The organism is Pseudoalteromonas apostichopi (assembly GCF_030297135.1).
In the GTDB taxonomy this organism is placed as follows: domain Bacteria; phylum Pseudomonadota; class Gammaproteobacteria; order Enterobacterales; family Alteromonadaceae; genus Pseudoalteromonas; species Pseudoalteromonas apostichopi.
Genome location: NZ_AP028065.1, coordinates 2,802,170 through 2,818,021 on the forward strand (window position 1 = coordinate 2,802,170; position 15,852 = coordinate 2,818,021).

16 protein-coding genes are annotated in these 15,852 nt (G+C 40.9%); 12 read left to right on the forward strand and 4 right to left on the reverse strand.

Features of this window, described 5'->3' with window-relative positions; translation table 11 throughout:
• Window positions 1-130: 130 nt before the first annotated feature.
• The 6 genes from QUE86_RS12710 to QUE86_RS12735 are packed head-to-tail and all read left to right on the forward strand — an operon-like array spanning window position 131 to window position 6,690.
• Entirely contained in the window at window positions 131-859 is a 729-nt protein-coding gene (locus QUE86_RS12710) for an RDD family protein (RefSeq protein ID WP_286257627.1), read from the forward strand.
• Window positions 856-1,806 carry a stage II sporulation protein M gene (locus tag QUE86_RS12715; protein WP_130052015.1) on the forward strand — a complete coding sequence of 317 codons (951 nt, stop codon included), beginning with the start codon at window positions 856-858 and terminating at the stop codon, window positions 1,804-1,806. Before QUE86_RS12710 ends, QUE86_RS12715 begins: the two co-directional genes overlap by 4 nt.
• Entirely contained in the window at window positions 1,796-3,256 is a 1,461-nt protein-coding gene (locus tag QUE86_RS12720; RefSeq protein ID WP_286257630.1) for a hypothetical protein, read from the forward strand. Before QUE86_RS12715 ends, QUE86_RS12720 begins: the two co-directional genes overlap by 11 nt.
• Window positions 3,246-4,394: a DUF4350 domain-containing protein gene (locus QUE86_RS12725; protein WP_130052013.1), complete on the forward strand. Its 1,149-nt coding sequence runs from the start codon at window positions 3,246-3,248 to the stop codon at window positions 4,392-4,394. Before QUE86_RS12720 ends, QUE86_RS12725 begins: the two co-directional genes overlap by 11 nt.
• A complete protein-coding gene (locus QUE86_RS12730; protein WP_130052012.1) occupies window positions 4,391-5,374 on the forward strand; it encodes an AAA family ATPase in 984 nt (327 codons plus the stop codon). Before QUE86_RS12725 ends, QUE86_RS12730 begins: the two co-directional genes overlap by 4 nt.
• Complete coding sequence (locus QUE86_RS12735) at window positions 5,371-6,690, forward strand: DUF58 domain-containing protein (RefSeq protein ID WP_167657962.1); 1,320 nt, start codon at window positions 5,371-5,373, stop codon at window positions 6,688-6,690. Before QUE86_RS12730 ends, QUE86_RS12735 begins: the two co-directional genes overlap by 4 nt.
• Window positions 6,691-6,751: 61 nt before the next feature.
• Here the strand turns inward: QUE86_RS12735 and QUE86_RS12740 are convergent, their stop codons facing one another.
• Window positions 6,752-7,228, reverse strand: a complete 477-nt coding sequence (locus QUE86_RS12740) for a DUF4234 domain-containing protein (RefSeq protein ID WP_167657963.1) — start codon at window positions 7,226-7,228, stop codon at window positions 6,752-6,754.
• Window positions 7,229-7,385: 157 nt separating this feature from the next.
• On the opposite strand from QUE86_RS12740, the gene QUE86_RS12745 reads away from it, so the two are divergent.
• Window positions 7,386-7,511 carry a hypothetical protein gene (locus tag QUE86_RS12745; protein ID WP_256854756.1) on the forward strand — a complete coding sequence of 42 codons (126 nt, stop codon included), beginning with the start codon at window positions 7,386-7,388 and terminating at the stop codon, window positions 7,509-7,511.
• Window positions 7,512-7,521: 10 nt separating this feature from the next.
• Window positions 7,522-7,644, forward strand: coding sequence for a hypothetical protein (locus QUE86_RS12750; RefSeq protein ID WP_256854814.1), 123 nt, complete (start codon window positions 7,522-7,524; stop codon window positions 7,642-7,644).
• Here QUE86_RS12750 and QUE86_RS12755 read toward each other — a convergent pair.
• Both QUE86_RS12755 and QUE86_RS12760 read right to left on the reverse strand, forming a co-directional pair.
• Window positions 7,641-9,755, reverse strand: coding sequence for a sensor domain-containing protein (locus QUE86_RS12755; RefSeq protein WP_372799658.1), 2,115 nt, complete (start codon window positions 9,753-9,755; stop codon window positions 7,641-7,643). The genes QUE86_RS12750 and QUE86_RS12755 overlap by 4 nt on opposite strands.
• A 176-nt stretch (window positions 9,756-9,931) precedes the next feature.
• A complete protein-coding gene (locus QUE86_RS12760; RefSeq protein WP_167657964.1) occupies window positions 9,932-12,652 on the reverse strand; it encodes an insulinase family protein in 2,721 nt (906 codons plus the stop codon).
• A 195-nt stretch (window positions 12,653-12,847) separates the two neighbouring features.
• On the opposite strand from QUE86_RS12760, the gene sixA reads away from it, so the two are divergent.
• Genes sixA through QUE86_RS12780 form a run of 4 tightly spaced genes read left to right on the forward strand, consistent with a single transcriptional unit; the run spans window position 12,848 to window position 14,915 of the window.
• Window positions 12,848-13,324, forward strand: coding sequence for a phosphohistidine phosphatase SixA (gene sixA, locus QUE86_RS12765; protein WP_130052006.1), 477 nt, complete (start codon window positions 12,848-12,850; stop codon window positions 13,322-13,324).
• A gap of 49 nt (window positions 13,325-13,373) precedes the next feature.
• Window positions 13,374-13,724, forward strand: coding sequence for a RidA family protein (locus QUE86_RS12770; protein ID WP_286257637.1), 351 nt, complete (start codon window positions 13,374-13,376; stop codon window positions 13,722-13,724).
• Complete coding sequence (locus QUE86_RS12775) at window positions 13,708-14,184, forward strand: ASCH domain-containing protein (protein WP_239977151.1); 477 nt, start codon at window positions 13,708-13,710, stop codon at window positions 14,182-14,184. Before QUE86_RS12770 ends, QUE86_RS12775 begins: the two co-directional genes overlap by 17 nt.
• On the forward strand, window positions 14,181-14,915 hold the full coding sequence (locus QUE86_RS12780; protein ID WP_130052003.1) for an SDR family oxidoreductase: 735 nt from the start codon (window positions 14,181-14,183) through the stop codon (window positions 14,913-14,915). Before QUE86_RS12775 ends, QUE86_RS12780 begins: the two co-directional genes overlap by 4 nt.
• Window positions 14,916-14,917: 2 nt before the next feature.
• On the opposite strand, the gene QUE86_RS12785 is transcribed toward QUE86_RS12780, so the two are convergent.
• Window positions 14,918-15,838, reverse strand: a complete 921-nt coding sequence (locus tag QUE86_RS12785) for an AEC family transporter (RefSeq protein WP_130052002.1) — start codon at window positions 15,836-15,838, stop codon at window positions 14,918-14,920.
• Window positions 15,839-15,852: the final 14 nt, after the last annotated feature.

The following is a 15,852-nucleotide window of genomic DNA, read 5'->3' on the forward strand; positions in this document are numbered from 1 at the left end:
AAAACCGGCTTTTAGCCGGTTTTTTTGTTTTATTTGTAAGGCGCTTATAACAAAATGCATTGAAAAAGGGACTAAAAACGCGCATTATTATTGGCTTACGAAAACAACAATAAATACCAGTAGTAGATTAATGTTGAACCACGGATTGGAAAACAGAGAATACATCAAACTCCCCGAAGGCGTTAATATCGCTATCACTCCTGCAGGTGTTGTCGCCCGAAGCTATGCCTACACCATCGATTTTATTATCCGTAGTTTGGTTTTACTTGCTGTAGGCACTGTACTTGCCTTTTTTGGCGATGCAGGGCAAGGACTTATATTAATTGCTTACTTTTTAATTTCATGGGGCTATAACATCCTGTTTGAAATGGAAAGTGGCCAAACCCCAGGTAAAAAACGACTTAATATTCGTGTTGTGCAAGACAATGGCTTACCAGCGAGCTTTTCGCAAATAGTTGTGCGTAACTTGCTACGCCCCGCAGATATGCTACCGATAGGCTATTTTTTGGGCCTTGTAGTTATGTTGTTTAACAACCGCTTTAAACGCATTGGTGATTGGGCGGCAGGCACCATGGTTATTTACGACGATGAGTTCGCAGAGCGGCCTGAAATAGCTCAAGGTGAAGTGCATATTCCTTCAATTAGCTTTACTACCGAAGAGCAATTAGCTGTACTTGCTTTTGCTGAGCGCCATGATGAATTATCTGATGCAAGGCGTCGTGAGTTGGCAGCTATTTTAGCTGCACCGTTTTCTACAGCAGAGCACGAGATTGAAGCGCAGCTCGTTAGTTACGCACGCCACTTCGCTGGGCAAGTTCAACACGATAACGATTACCCGCAGCAGGAGGGTAAACAATGAAGCAAACTCAATTTGTAAAATCAAATAGCGTAAGTTGGGATGAGTTCGAAGCCCTTTGTGAGCAAAATAATGCTGAGTCTTTACCTGTTAATTTCCCTAATTTATATCGCAAAGTTTGTAATGATTTAGCCATTGCCCAAAGTCGTCAATACAGCCCTGTGTTGATTGAGCAAATAAATAGGCTTGTGCAGTTAGGGCAAAAGCGCCTTTATTTGTCTCGAAGCAATCAATTCTCTGAAATATGGCATGTGGCGCGAACTGCATTTCCACGCGCACTGTATGAAAACCGTTTAATGCTGGCTGTAAACTTAATCGCGTTTTGGGGATTGGCCCTTATCGCTTTTATTTGGGTGACAATTGACCCTGATGCCGTTTATACATTTTTAGGGCAAGGCACAGTGCTTAATATCGAACAAATGTATAACCCCAGTGGCAGCGTTCAATCGGCTGAGCGCGGTGCACCGCAAGACTTAATGATGTTCGGTGTCTACATTTACAATAACATAGGAATTGCATTTCAGATGTTTGCAGGTGGTGTGCTGTTCTGTGTTGGCGCTGCTTTTTTCCTATTATTTAATAGTTTTTACTTTGGTGCAGTTGCTGCTCATATTGTTAATGTAGGTTTTGAAGGGCCATTTTTTTCGTTTGTTATCACTCATGGCTCGTTTGAGTTGACTGCTATCATCATTGCCTCAGCTGCAGGATGTCAGATTGGTTACGGCATATTAAGCCCTGGGCAGTATACCCGTGCATATGCAATGAAACAGGCTGCACAAAAGGCACTTCCGCTCATTGTTGGTGCTTTTTTAATGTTAGTAATTGCTGCTTTTATTGAAGCGTTTTGGTCACCTCGTGATATTGCTTACGAAATTAAATATATAGTTGGCAGCGGCTGTTGGTGTTATGTCATTTTCCGTTTGTACAAGGGAATGCGCTATGGAGCTTAATCGTCTTAGCTTCACACCCCGCAAGCGCAGTGCTTACGAGACCTTTGATTTAACTGTGTTGTTAGTTAAGCAGCATATTGTGGCGCTGATCACTTTGTATTTGATGATGGCAGTTCCAGTATTTTTAATTGTCGGCTTTTTATTAAATTGGGGCATAGGCGGATTTGTTGTTTGGTGGCTTAAACCTGTATTTGAACGACCTTTACTCGATTACATGTCAAAGGCGGTATTCAATCAACCGGTCAAAATAAGTAGTAGCTTAAAGTCACTTAAACAGTTAAAAGTTGCCGATATGCTAGCGCATTTAACCATTTTCAGGCTTAGCCCAAATAGAGCATTTTTAGCGCCCGTTGAGCAACTTGAGCGGCTATCAGGCGAGCGAAAAACAAAGCGCAAGCAGGTTTTATTTGCCTCAACGAAGCCAAAGCAAACGTTGTGGATGCTATTTTGTGTGCATTTTGAGTTTATCTTATTAATGGGGATTTCTGCGCTGACAATTGCACTTGTGCCCCATTCATTTTCAGCACAAGAAGCCATGTATCAAATTTTCGAAGCGCCAATCTGGGTTGAGATAGCGTTTAATTTTATATACATCCTTAGTATTTCCTTAGTGGCGCCGCTTTTCGTCACTGGCGGTTTCCTTGCTTATTTACATCGCCGTGTTGAACTTGAGGGCTGGGATTTAGAGCTGGCATTCAAAAACATTCGTACCCGCCTTGCAGGCGTAGTCAGTGCTGTAGCACTACTTATACTTACAACGTTCACGCTGCAACCATCAACTAGCTATGCAGAGCAAATCGATAAGCAAGCGGTAAAAGAGCAAGTTACAGCTCTTTATAATGAGCCTAATGTCATTGAAACTGAGACTACCTGGCTGCCAAATATTGAAGCGAAAGCGAGTTCATCAGATAGTGATTGGTCGTGGCTTATCGATGTGTTTACAGCCATTGGTCAGATGTTTGGTATGTTGGTTTGGGTATTGGTAGGTTTATTAGTCATTTGGCTAGTTTATTACCTGATGCAAAAGCGCGGTTTTTTTGCCAATTTAAGCTTGCCTGAGCGTAGTAAAGTGAATGAAGAGTCGGTGATCCCGACCTTATTTGCAGAAATTAAAAGTAAAGATTTACCTACTGATTTAATTGCCGCTGCAAAGCAATGCTTTGAGCAAGGTCAGCATCGCTTGGCGCTAGCGTACTTGCTTCATCATGCGCTGACTTGGGCGCAGCAGCGACATGAAGTTCGCTTGCACCGCTCGATGACTGAGCGCGAATGTAAAGGTGCAATTGATGCAAAGGTACCTAGCCAAGGGCAAGCGATTTTTGCCCGCTTATTTTCTGCATGGGTCACAGTTGCTTGGGGCCATAAAACCCCTGATATCGACTTTATCGAGCTGACTGAGCAAATTACAGCAATGACAGCAGAGACTAAGGAGCAAGCCCGTGAAGCTTAAATATGTGCTGATTGCGGCGCTAGTGGTGTTTAGCATATTTGCTATTGCTGGTATTGCTTCTTTAGATTGGCAGAAAAAAGAAATCGAAATTGGTTTTCATAGTGATGTGGCAAAAGACAATTTCACGATGGCTCAACGACTACTCAAAGCCAATGGCATCGATTGGCAGAAGAATAAGCGCTTGGTAGAACAAGTACAAAGTGATGAGTTAAACATAGACCCGCAAAGTATCTTAATTTTGGATGAAGCAGTGCTTGCTGATTCTTACCAGTTAGATGTACAACTTGCTGATTGGGTCGCTGATGGCGGGCGTTTAATTTATGTATTAAATAGGCAACGCGATGAACTGGCGATTGATAACACGGTGTTTTTTAGTCAGCTTGGCATCAATGTGCAAAGCCAAGAAGATGTCTTTGAATATGACTTTGCGATGCTTAAAGAAGGGAATAAAAACAGTACGCTATCTATCGATGAAAACACTCAGCTCGATCTTGAGTTAAGTCGCGCGTTTTATATTGAAAATTGCCCCGGTGTTAGCACCAATAGTGAAAATAGTGACACCCTGATGTGTGACTTTGCATTTGGTCAAGGTCGGGTCATCGTTATGCCTTCACTGTTACCTTTTACCAATTACCGACTTCGCCATCTTGATCATGGCAGCTTATTACTTTGGCTAAGTAAAGGGGCTGATAAAGTCACTTATGTACCTTACCTAACTTACCCAAATTGGTTTGCCAAATTATGGCACTGGAGCTGGCAATTTGTGGTGACGTTGCTGTTATTAATTGTGCTTGCAGTGTGGCATATAAGTAGTCGCATTGGCCGCTCTTATACTCCTGAATTCGATATAAAAACCAGCTTTAATCAGCATATTCGTGCAGTAGCAAATTTCTATACAGAGCATGGTCACGAAGCCGTATTATTTACCGCACTAGAAAAAGATTTTTACGCCAAAGTAGAGTCGCGAGTGCCTAACTTTAAAATGCTCAGTGCTGAAAAACAGGCGCAGATCATCGCTAATTTAACTCATTTTGAAAAACAACATGTGGCTCAGTTACTTGCTAGCAAGTTGCCTGAGTCAAAAGAACAACGAACAGAATATATAAAACGATTCAAACAATTAAGGAATGCCTTATGAGCACGGAATTGGATACTAATCGCATGAGCTTAATTGAGGCAGCTGATGCAGTAAAACAAGTAAAGCATAACATTTCACGTGTGTTAGTTGGTCAAGATGCCATTGTTGAAGATGTACTTACCGTTCTATTTGCGGGTGGTCATGTGTTACTTGAAGGGGTTCCTGGACTTGGTAAAACGCTACTGGTTAGAGCCCTAGCAAAGAGCTTAAATGTAGATTTCTCGCGAGTGCAGTTTACGCCGGATCTAATGCCGTCAGATGTTGTTGGTCATAGTTTGTATGATATGAAATCAGGTGAATTTAATATCAAAAAAGGCCCAGCATTTACTAATATTTTGCTGGCTGATGAAATTAACCGTGCACCAGCTAAAACGCAATCAGCACTACTTGAGGTAATGCAAGAGCAACAAATCACCATTGATGGTGAGTCATTATCTATTGATTCACCGTTTATGGTACTCGCTACTCAAAACCCGTTAGATCAAGAAGGGACTTACCCACTGCCAGAGGCTGAATTAGACCGCTTTATGATGAAGGTCGAGCTTGGTTTTCCTTCACATGAATCGGAAGTTGAGCTTTTAAAACTGAATACACAAATAGTTTCTAATGAAACCAAAGTAGAGCAGCTCCCTGCAGTATTGGATGCTAAGCGTATTGCTGAAATTAAACAGCTTTGTGCAGATATCTTAGTGGACGAACAAATACTTAATTATGCTGTTGATATTGTGCGAAGTTCACGAACTTGGCAGGGTGTGCTGCACGGCGCAGGGTTACGGGCCTCAATTAACATCATTAAAGCTGCAAAAGTAATGGCATTGATGAATGGCCGTGACTTTGTAACCCCAGATGACGTGAAGTCAGTGTCAGTGAATATTTTAAGGCACCGTTTAATTTTATCCGCTGATCTGGAGCTTGAAGGGGTATCATTTGATGAAGTGATCAGTGCCATTTTAGCCAGTGTTGAAGCGCCGCGCTCATGAATCGCATCAAGCATAGACCTGCAAAACGCTTAGTACAATTAACAGCTTTGCTGCTGTTATTGTTGCTTGTCTGTGCTATTGCATCGGTTGACAGCTTAGTGCTAACGGCCTTGTTATTAGTGCCCTTATTGGTGGTATTTGTAGATTATATGGCAGCGAAGTCAGAGCCTTTACTTGAAGTGAGTGCACAAACTAATCTCAACATGGCCTTATATCGACGCCAAGCATTAAATGTAGTCATTAAAAATAAAGCTAAGCATGCGACTATGTTAGATGTCAGTGTTCATTTAAGTAATGCGATTGAGCTGCAAAAACCACAGCAAACTGTGTTTATTGATGCGATGCAACAAGCTAAGCAGAGCTTTAATTTACGTGCTCACAAACGAGGCGATGCAGAGATTAGTGCGATTGAGCTTAGAGTTGGGTCACCACTGGGCCTTTGGCAAACAAACTGGTTAACTGCTCAAGCTATCCAATTAAAGGTTTACCCAGATTTTAGCCGTGTTACTTCAAAGCAGCATTTAAATGGGGTGGTGAATAAGCCAATTTCAGGTTTAAAACTCACTAAAAAGCGCGGTGATGGTATTGAGTTTCAGCAGTTACGTGAATATCGCCAAGGTGATAGCGTCAGGCAGATTGATTGGCAGGCGACTAGTAAGCGTCGAAAACTCATTTCTCGTGAGTATCAAGAAGAACAAAACCAACACGTCATAGTGATGCTAGACGCCTCTAAAAAAATGGCCATAGAAGCCAATGAAGGCAGTCACTTTGATCATGCTTTAAATGCATTATTATTGCTGTCACACACGGTTTTAAAGCAAGGTGACTGGTTTAGCATGCAAAGCTTTAACCAAAATCTGCGTTGGTTACCCGATGTAAAAGGCGCACAAAATGTATCAAGGGTGATGAATCACTTTTATGATCTATACCCAGATAAAAGCAGTAGTGACTATTTAGTGGCTGTGAACCAATTAATTGCCAAGCGCAGTAAACGCTCTCTAGTTTTATTAGTCACCACGCTCGATGAGCAAAGTATTGATGAATTAATGCCTGCAATTAAGCTATTACAAAAGCATCACTTAGTCGCACTTATTAATATTAACAATCGTGCAGTGAATGAAGTACTCGAAGAGCCTATAGAAAAGTACGAAGATGCAACCAGCTATTGTGCAGCATTAGCACTATTAAATTCACACAAAGCCAATATGGCTAAGCTTAAAAAACAAGGGGTGATAGCCATAGACTGTAACCCTGAGCAGCTACTACCGCATGTGCTTAACACCTATTTAAATGTGAAGCACTCAGGGGCATTGTAATACCAACCGGCAATAAAAAAGGCATTGAATTCAATGCCTTTTTTATTAGATAACGAAATGGTTATTTCTGATTATCAATAGCTTCATTAATTTTGTATTGGAAATAAATAGCATAAAAGAAAAATGTAAGTATGCCACTTAAGTGCACAGGTTCATTGCTGCCTTCATTAATAAGCTCTTGAAGTGAAGTTCTTAACGAGAAAATGAATACTAGACCAACAATAAAAGTAATGATTGAAAAGATAGAAGATATTACTTCTGGAATAGCTGTAAATGCTAAAGCAAAGTTGATTACATAAAGTACAATATAACCATAAACTAAGTTTTGGTTTACTTTATGTTTAGCAAGCATGTTTGCCTTATTTGTTCGGCTTACAAGCCAATATATTGAGTAAATTCCCAATGTGATAAGACTTAAAAAAAACACGCCCCAAGCTGAGAAACGATCAAAATTCAAAATTGGCTTATTTCCGCCATTATTTTGTTGAGTAAGTTCGGCTTCTGGCGCTGCATAAATGTTAGCTGATTCTTCAGACATAACGATTCCTCATGATTATTTTTGTATATTCCTTTGTGCTAACCGCACGTCCCCATAATAGCAAAGTGGTTGGTTTTTGTACATTGTTTCAATAACCTAGATGACAAAGCTAAAGAGTATTAAAGCGAGCATAAATAGGCCTTATAGAGGCTATAGCATGCGTGAAGTTTCAATGCTTGATGAAATTATGTACACTGCCGCTGATTTTAATGAGGTGCTTTGTGCTATTTATATTTTTGAGCTGTATTTTTATAGTGGTTATGTATTTAGAGTCTCTTTCTAAAGGGATGCCAGTGAAACGTTGGATGCTGTTAGGTGGTGTGCTGGGGCCCGTAGCTTGGTGTTTGTTTAATGTGCACTATCGCCGCGCATTTGTACGCCATGTTGGCCGCAAGTCATGTGGCTGGCGACCTTAAGCTTTTACGGTTTTTAATAGACTCGGCGCTGACTTATCAAGTTGCTTTTGCAAGAATGCGGTAAATTCTGGCTGAGATAATGGCTTAGAATAATAGTAGCCTTGTATTGTCTGACACTTTAACTGTTCTAACATAGCTATTTGTTCAGCTTGTTCCACACCTTCTGCAACCACATGTAAATCAAGGTTATGAGCAATTGTCACAATAGAGTCGACCATATTGCGGCCTCGTTCAGATTGCATATCGTCAATAAAGGCTTTATCGACTTTCAAGGTATTAAGCGGAAACTGTTTTAGGTACGCTAATGATGAATAACCCGTACCAAAGTCATCCATTGCAAGGTGTATACCACGGGCGCTGAGTGAACGCATTACGGCAATAGCTTCGTTTGGATCATCCATTACGGTGCCTTCTGTGATCTCAAGCTCAAGGAAGTAAGAGGGCAGTTCATTCTTTTGTAATATTACATCAATACGGGTGGTTAAATCAGGCAAGCTAAACTGTTTAGCCGATAAATTCACCGCGACACGACCATTAAATAAGCCTTGATCAATCCATGCTTTTACGTCTCGGCATGCCTTGTTTAAGACAACTTCACCAATTTCGATAATTTGCCCAGTTTCTTCAGCAATCGGTATAAACACACCAGGACTGATCACGCCTTTTTTTGGGGTAATGAAACGCACCAGTGCTTCCATACCATCTAGCTTACCTGTGCGAATGTTCATTTTCGGTTGATAGTAGACTTCGAAGTGATCTTCTTTTAGGCCGTAGCGCATCAAGTTTTCGATTTGTAGGCGTTTAACTGCTTCACGGTTCATAGTGTCATTGAAAAACAGGTAGCTATTACCTTTTTTCTTAGCGTGATACATGGCTGTATCGGCATTTTTAAGCAATAACTCTGGGGTATTCCCATCCTCAGGAAACAGCACAATACCCACACTTGAGGTGATCACAAGTTCATGGCCAGCCATATTAAACGGTGTGGCAATTGCCGCTAAAAAAAGTTTAGCCATACGAGTAATGGTATGAATATCGTTAGTTCCGGACATTACCAGTGCAAATTCGTCTCCCCCTAGGCGATAGAACACATCTTTTTCACGGGTTAACTTATTCAAACGCATCGCAAGCTTAGATAGCAAACTATCACCGAGCTGATGACCGAGTGAGTCGTTGATCTTTTTGAAGTTATCTAAGTCGAAGACTAATAAAGCGTGATGATTATCTTGCTTAGCGAGCTTCTTCAAGTTTGTGAAAAACAAGTTTCTGTTTGGTAAGCCCGTTGTGCGGTCACGGTTCGATAAATTATGTAATTGTGATTCGGCTTTTTTACGCTCAGTTTGATCTGAAAAAACAACTACATAGTTGCAAATTTGATTGTGCTCATTTTTAATCTCATCAATTGAAATTTCAATCGGTAACAGCTGCCTCTTCGCATTGCGAAGTTTTACCTCTTGCTGCCAGTGTTCTGTCGCTTTTACAGTGGCTTTAATTTCATCTACATAGCTTTGATCGTAGCCATTTAGGGTAAATTCTTTCTTTAAGTATTGTTCGCGGCTACCACCAAACAAAGTTAAGAAGCTTGGATTTAAGTCAACTAGCTTGAAGTTTTTATCGTAAATAGCGATAGCATCAGTTAATGACTCAACGCATTTAGCAAATAGGTTTAATCGTGCTTCCGTTGATTTGAGCTGAGAAATATCTCGCACAGTTCCTGTCATTCGCAAAGGGTTTAGGTTTGCGTCTTTTTCTATGATCTTGCCGCGATCTAGAACCCAATGCCAACGACCTAGGGTATCTTTAATGCGGTAACTCGCTTCAAAAAAGGCAGTATGTTCGGCAAAGTGTTTTTTAAGAGCTGTTTCGACGTGTTGTAAATCGTGAGGGTGGATATGTTCGCGGTTAGGGGGGAAGCCGCTGCTATTATTAGTATCTGAAGTGTATTTATCATTTATTCGTAACACTTCTCCGGTTTTAATATTCCAATCCCAGAGGGTGTCGCCACTGCCTTCTACGGTACTTTTTAAGCGATGTTCTGAAATACGCAGTTGCTTTCGAGAGCGCTTCAATTTAAAAATGACAAATAATAGGTACGGCAATAATAGCATCATAATAGCGCTTGGGATAAGCAGCAATGTGCTCTGTTCAAGCTCTATAGGACTAGCGGATGCTGAAAAAATCCCAGTCATAGTTATTGTTAAAAAAGCAGAAATCATTTTTATTGTTTTTATCATTAATGCATTACCGTAATTCGCAACAATTAATCTAATCTAAGCTCGCGTTCGAGTCAAAGAGAATGCGAAGAAAGTGTTGCTTTTGGCTGTTTTTTGTCCTTAGGTTCGCTTAAAAGTTCTATTCTTGGCCTGTTGTCACTAAACGTTACGGCAATATATTGCTGCATTTGGGTTAGGCTTAACTTATCAAGCGCCTCTAAAAGCTGCTGTTGCATATTAAACTCTGTATCGCGATTGCCTATAGCTAGCCATAGACGTTGCGAACGTAAGCGTAAATTTTTATCTTTTTCAGCGATGTGAGTGACAAGACCTGCTTTGGTGTCGAGCCACTGCTGCTCAGATATGTTATTTATTTGCGACACATAATTATTAATAAATTGTTGGTGACGTTGAAGAATCTCATCAGCACTATGTTTAGGTGACTGAACATAAAAAGCGATACCAGCGCGTGTGTTAAAAGGTGCATAGCCAGCACCGACTAAATAGCCTAGTTGTTGCTTGGTTCTTAATTCATTAAAGTAGTCTTGATTTATCAGGTGATTAAGTACCATCATTTGCACTTTTTCGGTGGTGTTATCAGTTTGAGCTTGATAGTAAAGTACCATCGCATGATCACTACAATTTAACGTGAAGCGCTGTTGCTCCACTTCGGTAATATTATTAAGTGGTCGCGTTAAATCAATGATAGTGGTGCTACCAGACAAGTGTTCAGTAATTTGCTTTTGAAACTTAAGCGCATCACTTCGTTGCCAGTTACCATGTAAAAAACATTCAACATGCAAAGCTTTAAAAAACTCATTTCTAAAGCAATTGAATTGATGAAAGCTAGTATCCTTTAAAGCCTGTGCGAGCGCGTTAGGCTCTGGGTTCCACGGCATAACTTGCGCACCCAAAATACTAAATAATTCACTAACAGGCTTGTTTTGATTGCTGTTTCGCCAGTGTCTAACTAGTTGTTTTTTATATTCAGCAAAGCGTTTTGCACATATCTCAACATTAAATAGAGCTTCAAGTAATTCGTTAACTAGCTCTAACTGGCTCGATGAAAGACCTGCGGTATGCAAGGTCAAGCCGCCTTGGTGAGATGTTAAGTGATAACTAAGGCCTGCCAGTTCTGCCGGATAAAATTGCTCAGCAACACTGTCCATAAACAAGTCTGCAAACAAACGAGTGAGGGCCATATGTTTAACATCTTTAATGGCAAAGGTTGAGTCCATCGCTAAGTAAAAATGCCCTTTAGCCACTCGAAAAGTAGCATCTTGTTTAAACCAAAAGTCAAAGCCTTCTTTTTTGACTAACAATTCAGGCGATCTAGTTGGTTTCTCTAATGGCAGTAGTTCAACATCTTTAGTGAGGTATGGATTAGCACTTGGTAAGCACATCTGTGGCAATGGCGTGTTAATTTCACTGAGTGCTTCTAACCAACTTGTCGAGATATCTTCCACTTTATAGGGGGTGTTGTACCAAGCTGTGGTGTGCTCTGGTTCTACACCTGGATGAATTAAGACCAAGCGCATATTGTCAGGTGTGAGCCATTGCATGGCAATTTCGTGAGCGCAACGGTTAAAGCCGTCCATTAAATAATCGCCTTGTACATAATTAGCTTCATCGTAATGCTGCATATTTATGCTTAAATTACTAACCCAATCAATTAAGCGAGCTTTTTCTTGGTTATCAAAGGCAATTTGTAAGAGATTCTTTTTATCTTGATAAAGACGTGGCAATTTATCGCAGTTTTGGTTTATTAAACAGATATACTCAAACACCATCTCTACGATATCTTCATAGTACTCAATACCTTCATCAGTTAAAGCCATGCTGATGTTAAAGTCTTTAAAGTTACTACCGTTAATGCCCCCACCTGCAGAAAGGGCATTTATCCAGCCTTGCTCTTTTAAAATAGAGTACAGTGATCCTTTGCCTTCGTAACCGAGTAGGTGAGCAATAAAACTAACGGTTTTGTGACGATAAAAGTCGTCAATATTAGGCATTGCAAAGCTAATGATCAGCTTTTGCATATGTTTATGTGGTTCAATGTGTAACACCTTACCTAAGTCTTGTTTACGGTAAAGTGGCTGTTCTATGATCTCTTTGCTTTTTGGTTGACCTTTAATTTCGCTGAAAAACTGTTTTACCCAAGCAGTCATTGTCGCAATATCTTCATTGCTACATATCACAAGTGTCATCCACTGAGCTTGATAATGGCTATCGAAAAAAGCACGTAACTCATCACTTATGCAGCCTTCACGATCAGCGAGGGTTTGCTGGTTACCGACCGAGAACTTTGCAAAAGGGTGGGCTGGATTGACTGTTTCTTTGTGAGCCTGATAGATGCGTCGGCCATCATCTTTTATTTTTAGCTTAAACTCAGCATCTATGGCATTACGCTCTTTAGTTGTTTCTTTAGGGTTTAGTAACGGTGCTATGAAGAAACGGCTAAATTGTGCTAATGCTTCAGCAAACTGTTGGTTTTTAATATCAAAGAAGTAGCATGTGTGCTCTGTGCCTGTCCACGCGTTAGTGTTGCCACCAGATTGTGATACAAAATTAGAAAAACCACCCGACTCCGGGTACAGGTCTGTGCCTAAAAAAAGCATATGTTCCAAAAAATGTGCAAGGCCTTGTCTATCAAGAGGATCGTCAAAATGGCCTGCGTTGATAGCCATAGAAGCCGCTGATTTTGTTGATTCTAAGTCTTGCACTAAAAGTACTTTTAGACCATTGTCCAGTGTTAGGGGTTGATATGTTCTGTTATCATTGCGGCTGATATTCAAAAGATGCTCCTGAAAGAGTGCGTTAATGTCCTAACAACAGATGATATTTTCAGGAAAGCTAAAAAAGACAGAGCTACGAAAATCTACCTGAATATCATAAGCGGATGTTTAATGTATCTAGTGATGATATTCTAATATAGCGGACAATCAAGCAAACTGGCTACTGTTTTATATTCTTTAATCGGTTGATTTTTTATGAAAACAATCTTAATCATGCGCCATGGCGAAGCTACGCCAATGCAAGCAGATGATGCAGCAAGACAACTTACCGAGACCGGTCACTATGAAGCCAGTCGTATGGGGCAGTGGTTAGCAACCTATCATAAACCCGATGCCTTGTTGGTGAGTCCTTACATTCGTGCACAACAAACGGCTGCTGATGCTACACAACATATTTCGTTAAAATTTAATGAAACTTGCAGCGATATTACCCCTGATGGTGTTCCACAAATTGCTGCTGATTACTTGGAAACTCTGATTGCTATGCATCCACAATGCAACACCTGGTTAATCGTTGCCCATATGCCAATTGTTAGCTATTTAGTTGATCAGTTAAGTCCAGGTCATATGCCTATTTTCAATACAGGCGCGGTTGCAGTTATCGAATATGATGAACACAAACAGCGCAGCCACTACCTCAGTATTCACTCGCCAAATAACGTCGAAATCTAACAGTGGATTTGCTAAATTAGCGCCACTGTTAATTTTTCAAGTTCTTACTATGACAATCGAACGTTTACAAACCGGTGCGCGTATGAGCCGCATCGTCAAGCATAACGGCACAGTATACCTATGCGGACAAGTTTGTGCTGATGCTGAAAAAGATATCACCGAACAAACTCAAACTATGCTCGATAAGGTAGAAGCTTTACTTACTGAAGCGGGTAGTAGCAAAGAGCATATGCTAAGCGCCACCATCTATTTAAAAAGCATGGAAGACTTTGCAGCGATGAATGCAGTTTGGGATGCATGGGTACCTCAAGGGCATGCTCCAGCTCGCGCTTGTGTTGAGGCAAAAATGGCGCGTGAAGTTTTGCTCGTAGAGATTTCTGTTGTTGCAGCAGTTAAGTAACGAACGGCGTAAAGCGCATTTGATTGCTCGATTTAACGAGCAATCAGGACGCGCAATTATTGAACTACCGAGTTGGCATTTTTGCGATAATGAGCAAGATGCCAATGACTGCGCATTGCTGGTTTTAAGTGGCGAAAAGCAAGCAACAACCCCTTCATTATATTGGTTCGAAGCAAATAATGAGGCTCTTCCTGAGGTCGGTGATTTAGCCATTTTTACCAATTGGCACGGACAGCCCTTAGGCATTATTGAAACTGTCTCAGTGACCATCATCCCATATAATCAAATAAGTGCAGATTACGCTGCATTAGAAGGCGAGGGCGACAAAAGTCTTGCATACTGGCAGCGTGTGCATTGGGATTATTATCAGCGAGAGCTAGCAGGTACGGATTATCAATGTCATCCTGATATGCCATTGGTGTGTGAGCAGTTTAAGTTAGTTTTCAAGGAATCAGAATGAGTTCGAATCCTGTGGTTTTTATTACCGGGGGCGGCCGTGGTATAGGCGCAGCAACGGCAAAGTTATTTGCCAAGCATGGTTATGATGTATGTATCAACTATAAGTCGGATCAGCACAGTGCTTTGCAAGTTGCCAAAGAAATAGAAAAACTGGGCGTTAAAGCGTTTACTATACAAGCCGATGTTGCCGATGAGCAGCAAGTGAAGGCAATGTTTGCGAAGCTTGATACTTGGGCACCACGTTTAGATGTACTGGTTAACAATGCAGCAATGATGATGCCGCAAATGCCGCTTTTAGAGATGGATGCAAAGCGCATTAACGCCATTTTAAGTTGCAATGTTACAGGCGCATTTTTGTGTGCACGAGAAGCAATTAAGCGTATGAATAAAGGCAGTATTGTGAATGTTTCATCAGGTGCGTCGCGCACAGGCTCGCCAAATGAATATTTAGATTATGCTGCATCTAAAGGAGCGCTTGATACTTTCACGATCGGCCTTGCTAAAGAAGTCGCCAGTAAAGCTATTAGGGTAAACGCGGTAAGGCCAGGCCTTATTTATACCGATATGCACCGCGATGGCGGTGAAGCAAACCGAGTTAATAGGTTAAAATCTAAGTTACCGCTAGGGCGAGGTGGTGAAGCTGACGAGGTCGCCTCAGCAATTTACTTTTTGGCAAGTGAGCAAGCATCATTCACAACGGGCAGTTTTATAGATGTATCAGGTGGCTTATAAAACTAAAGTAAAATACTTAACCAAACACTAAAGCTTACAACACTTAATACCGTTGAGAGCACCACAGCACTTGCGAGTGTTGCTTGATGTTGCTTAATTTGATTAGCGATTAGATAGGCGTTTACACCTAAAGGAGAAGCGCTCAAAAGTACCAGCACGTTTAGTAACGATTGTTCTAGATGAAAGACGTAGTTGGCAAAAAAGTAGACTCCGCACGGTAACACGGCAAGCTTGATGATGGTTGCGATGAGTGATGCTTGTAAGTTGTCTGACACCTTATAAAACGCAAGGTTTGCTCCTAATACGAATAACGCACAGGCAATGGCAGGTTTGGCAAGTAGGGTGAGGCCATTTGCTAAATCATCAAAAAGTGTAAAACCAAGTAAGTTAACAGCAAGGCCGCTACTGATACTTAACACCACAGGGTTCAGCAGCATGTTTTTAGCAAATGCTCGCCAAGAAAAAGACTGCTGCGATTTAGCACTAAGTAAAAAGGTTAGGGTAAACAAAAGTGCACTATGAAAAGTAATGATCATAAACACAATACCGACCATTTGCTCGCCAAGTGCCGCAATAATAATTGGCAAACCTACCAGCACTGTATTTGAATAACTACTGCCAAGGGCAAAAACTGCGTGATGTGATGCTGCAGATTGTTTCTTAATGAAATAGCGGTCAATAACATAGCCAAGGGCGTAAATAGCCAATACTGGAAAGTAAAAACTTAAAAAGCCCGCAACAGAAACACTACTTTGTAAATCGGCTTGTGCCATATTTAAAAATAGAAACGCTGGCACGCTAATATAAAAAGTGAACTTACTTAACCCTGCTATATGTTCTTTCGATAAAAACCTGCTACGAGAACTGATATAACCACTTAACACGATAAAAATCAGTGGAAAGATAATCGAAAAAATATGCACATTAAGCCTTATGA

Bases quoted from the DNA above. Each gene is read 5' to 3' on its own strand.
- QUE86_RS12710 (WP_286257627.1), top strand. From the start codon at position 131: ATGTTGAACCACGGATTGGAAAACAGAGAATACATCAAACTCCCCGAA.
- QUE86_RS12715 (WP_130052015.1), top strand. From the start codon at position 856: ATGAAGCAAACTCAATTTGTAAAATCAAATAGCGTAAGTTGGGATGAG.
- QUE86_RS12720 (WP_286257630.1), top strand. From the start codon at position 1,796: ATGGAGCTTAATCGTCTTAGCTTCACACCCCGCAAGCGCAGTGCTTAC.
- QUE86_RS12730 (WP_130052012.1), top strand. From the start codon at position 4,391: ATGAGCACGGAATTGGATACTAATCGCATGAGCTTAATTGAGGCAGCT.
- QUE86_RS12735 (WP_167657962.1), top strand. From the start codon at position 5,371: ATGAATCGCATCAAGCATAGACCTGCAAAACGCTTAGTACAATTAACA.
- QUE86_RS12740 (WP_167657963.1), bottom strand. From the start codon at position 7,228: ATGTCTGAAGAATCAGCTAACATTTATGCAGCGCCAGAAGCCGAACTT.
- QUE86_RS12745 (WP_256854756.1), top strand. From the start codon at position 7,386: ATGCGTGAAGTTTCAATGCTTGATGAAATTATGTACACTGCCGCTGAT.
- QUE86_RS12755 (WP_372799658.1), bottom strand. From the start codon at position 9,755: ATGATGCTATTATTGCCGTACCTATTATTTGTCATTTTTAAATTGAAG.
- sixA (WP_130052006.1), top strand. From the start codon at position 12,848: ATGAAAACAATCTTAATCATGCGCCATGGCGAAGCTACGCCAATGCAA.
- QUE86_RS12770 (WP_286257637.1), top strand. From the start codon at position 13,374: ATGACAATCGAACGTTTACAAACCGGTGCGCGTATGAGCCGCATCGTC.
- QUE86_RS12780 (WP_130052003.1), top strand. From the start codon at position 14,181: ATGAGTTCGAATCCTGTGGTTTTTATTACCGGGGGCGGCCGTGGTATA.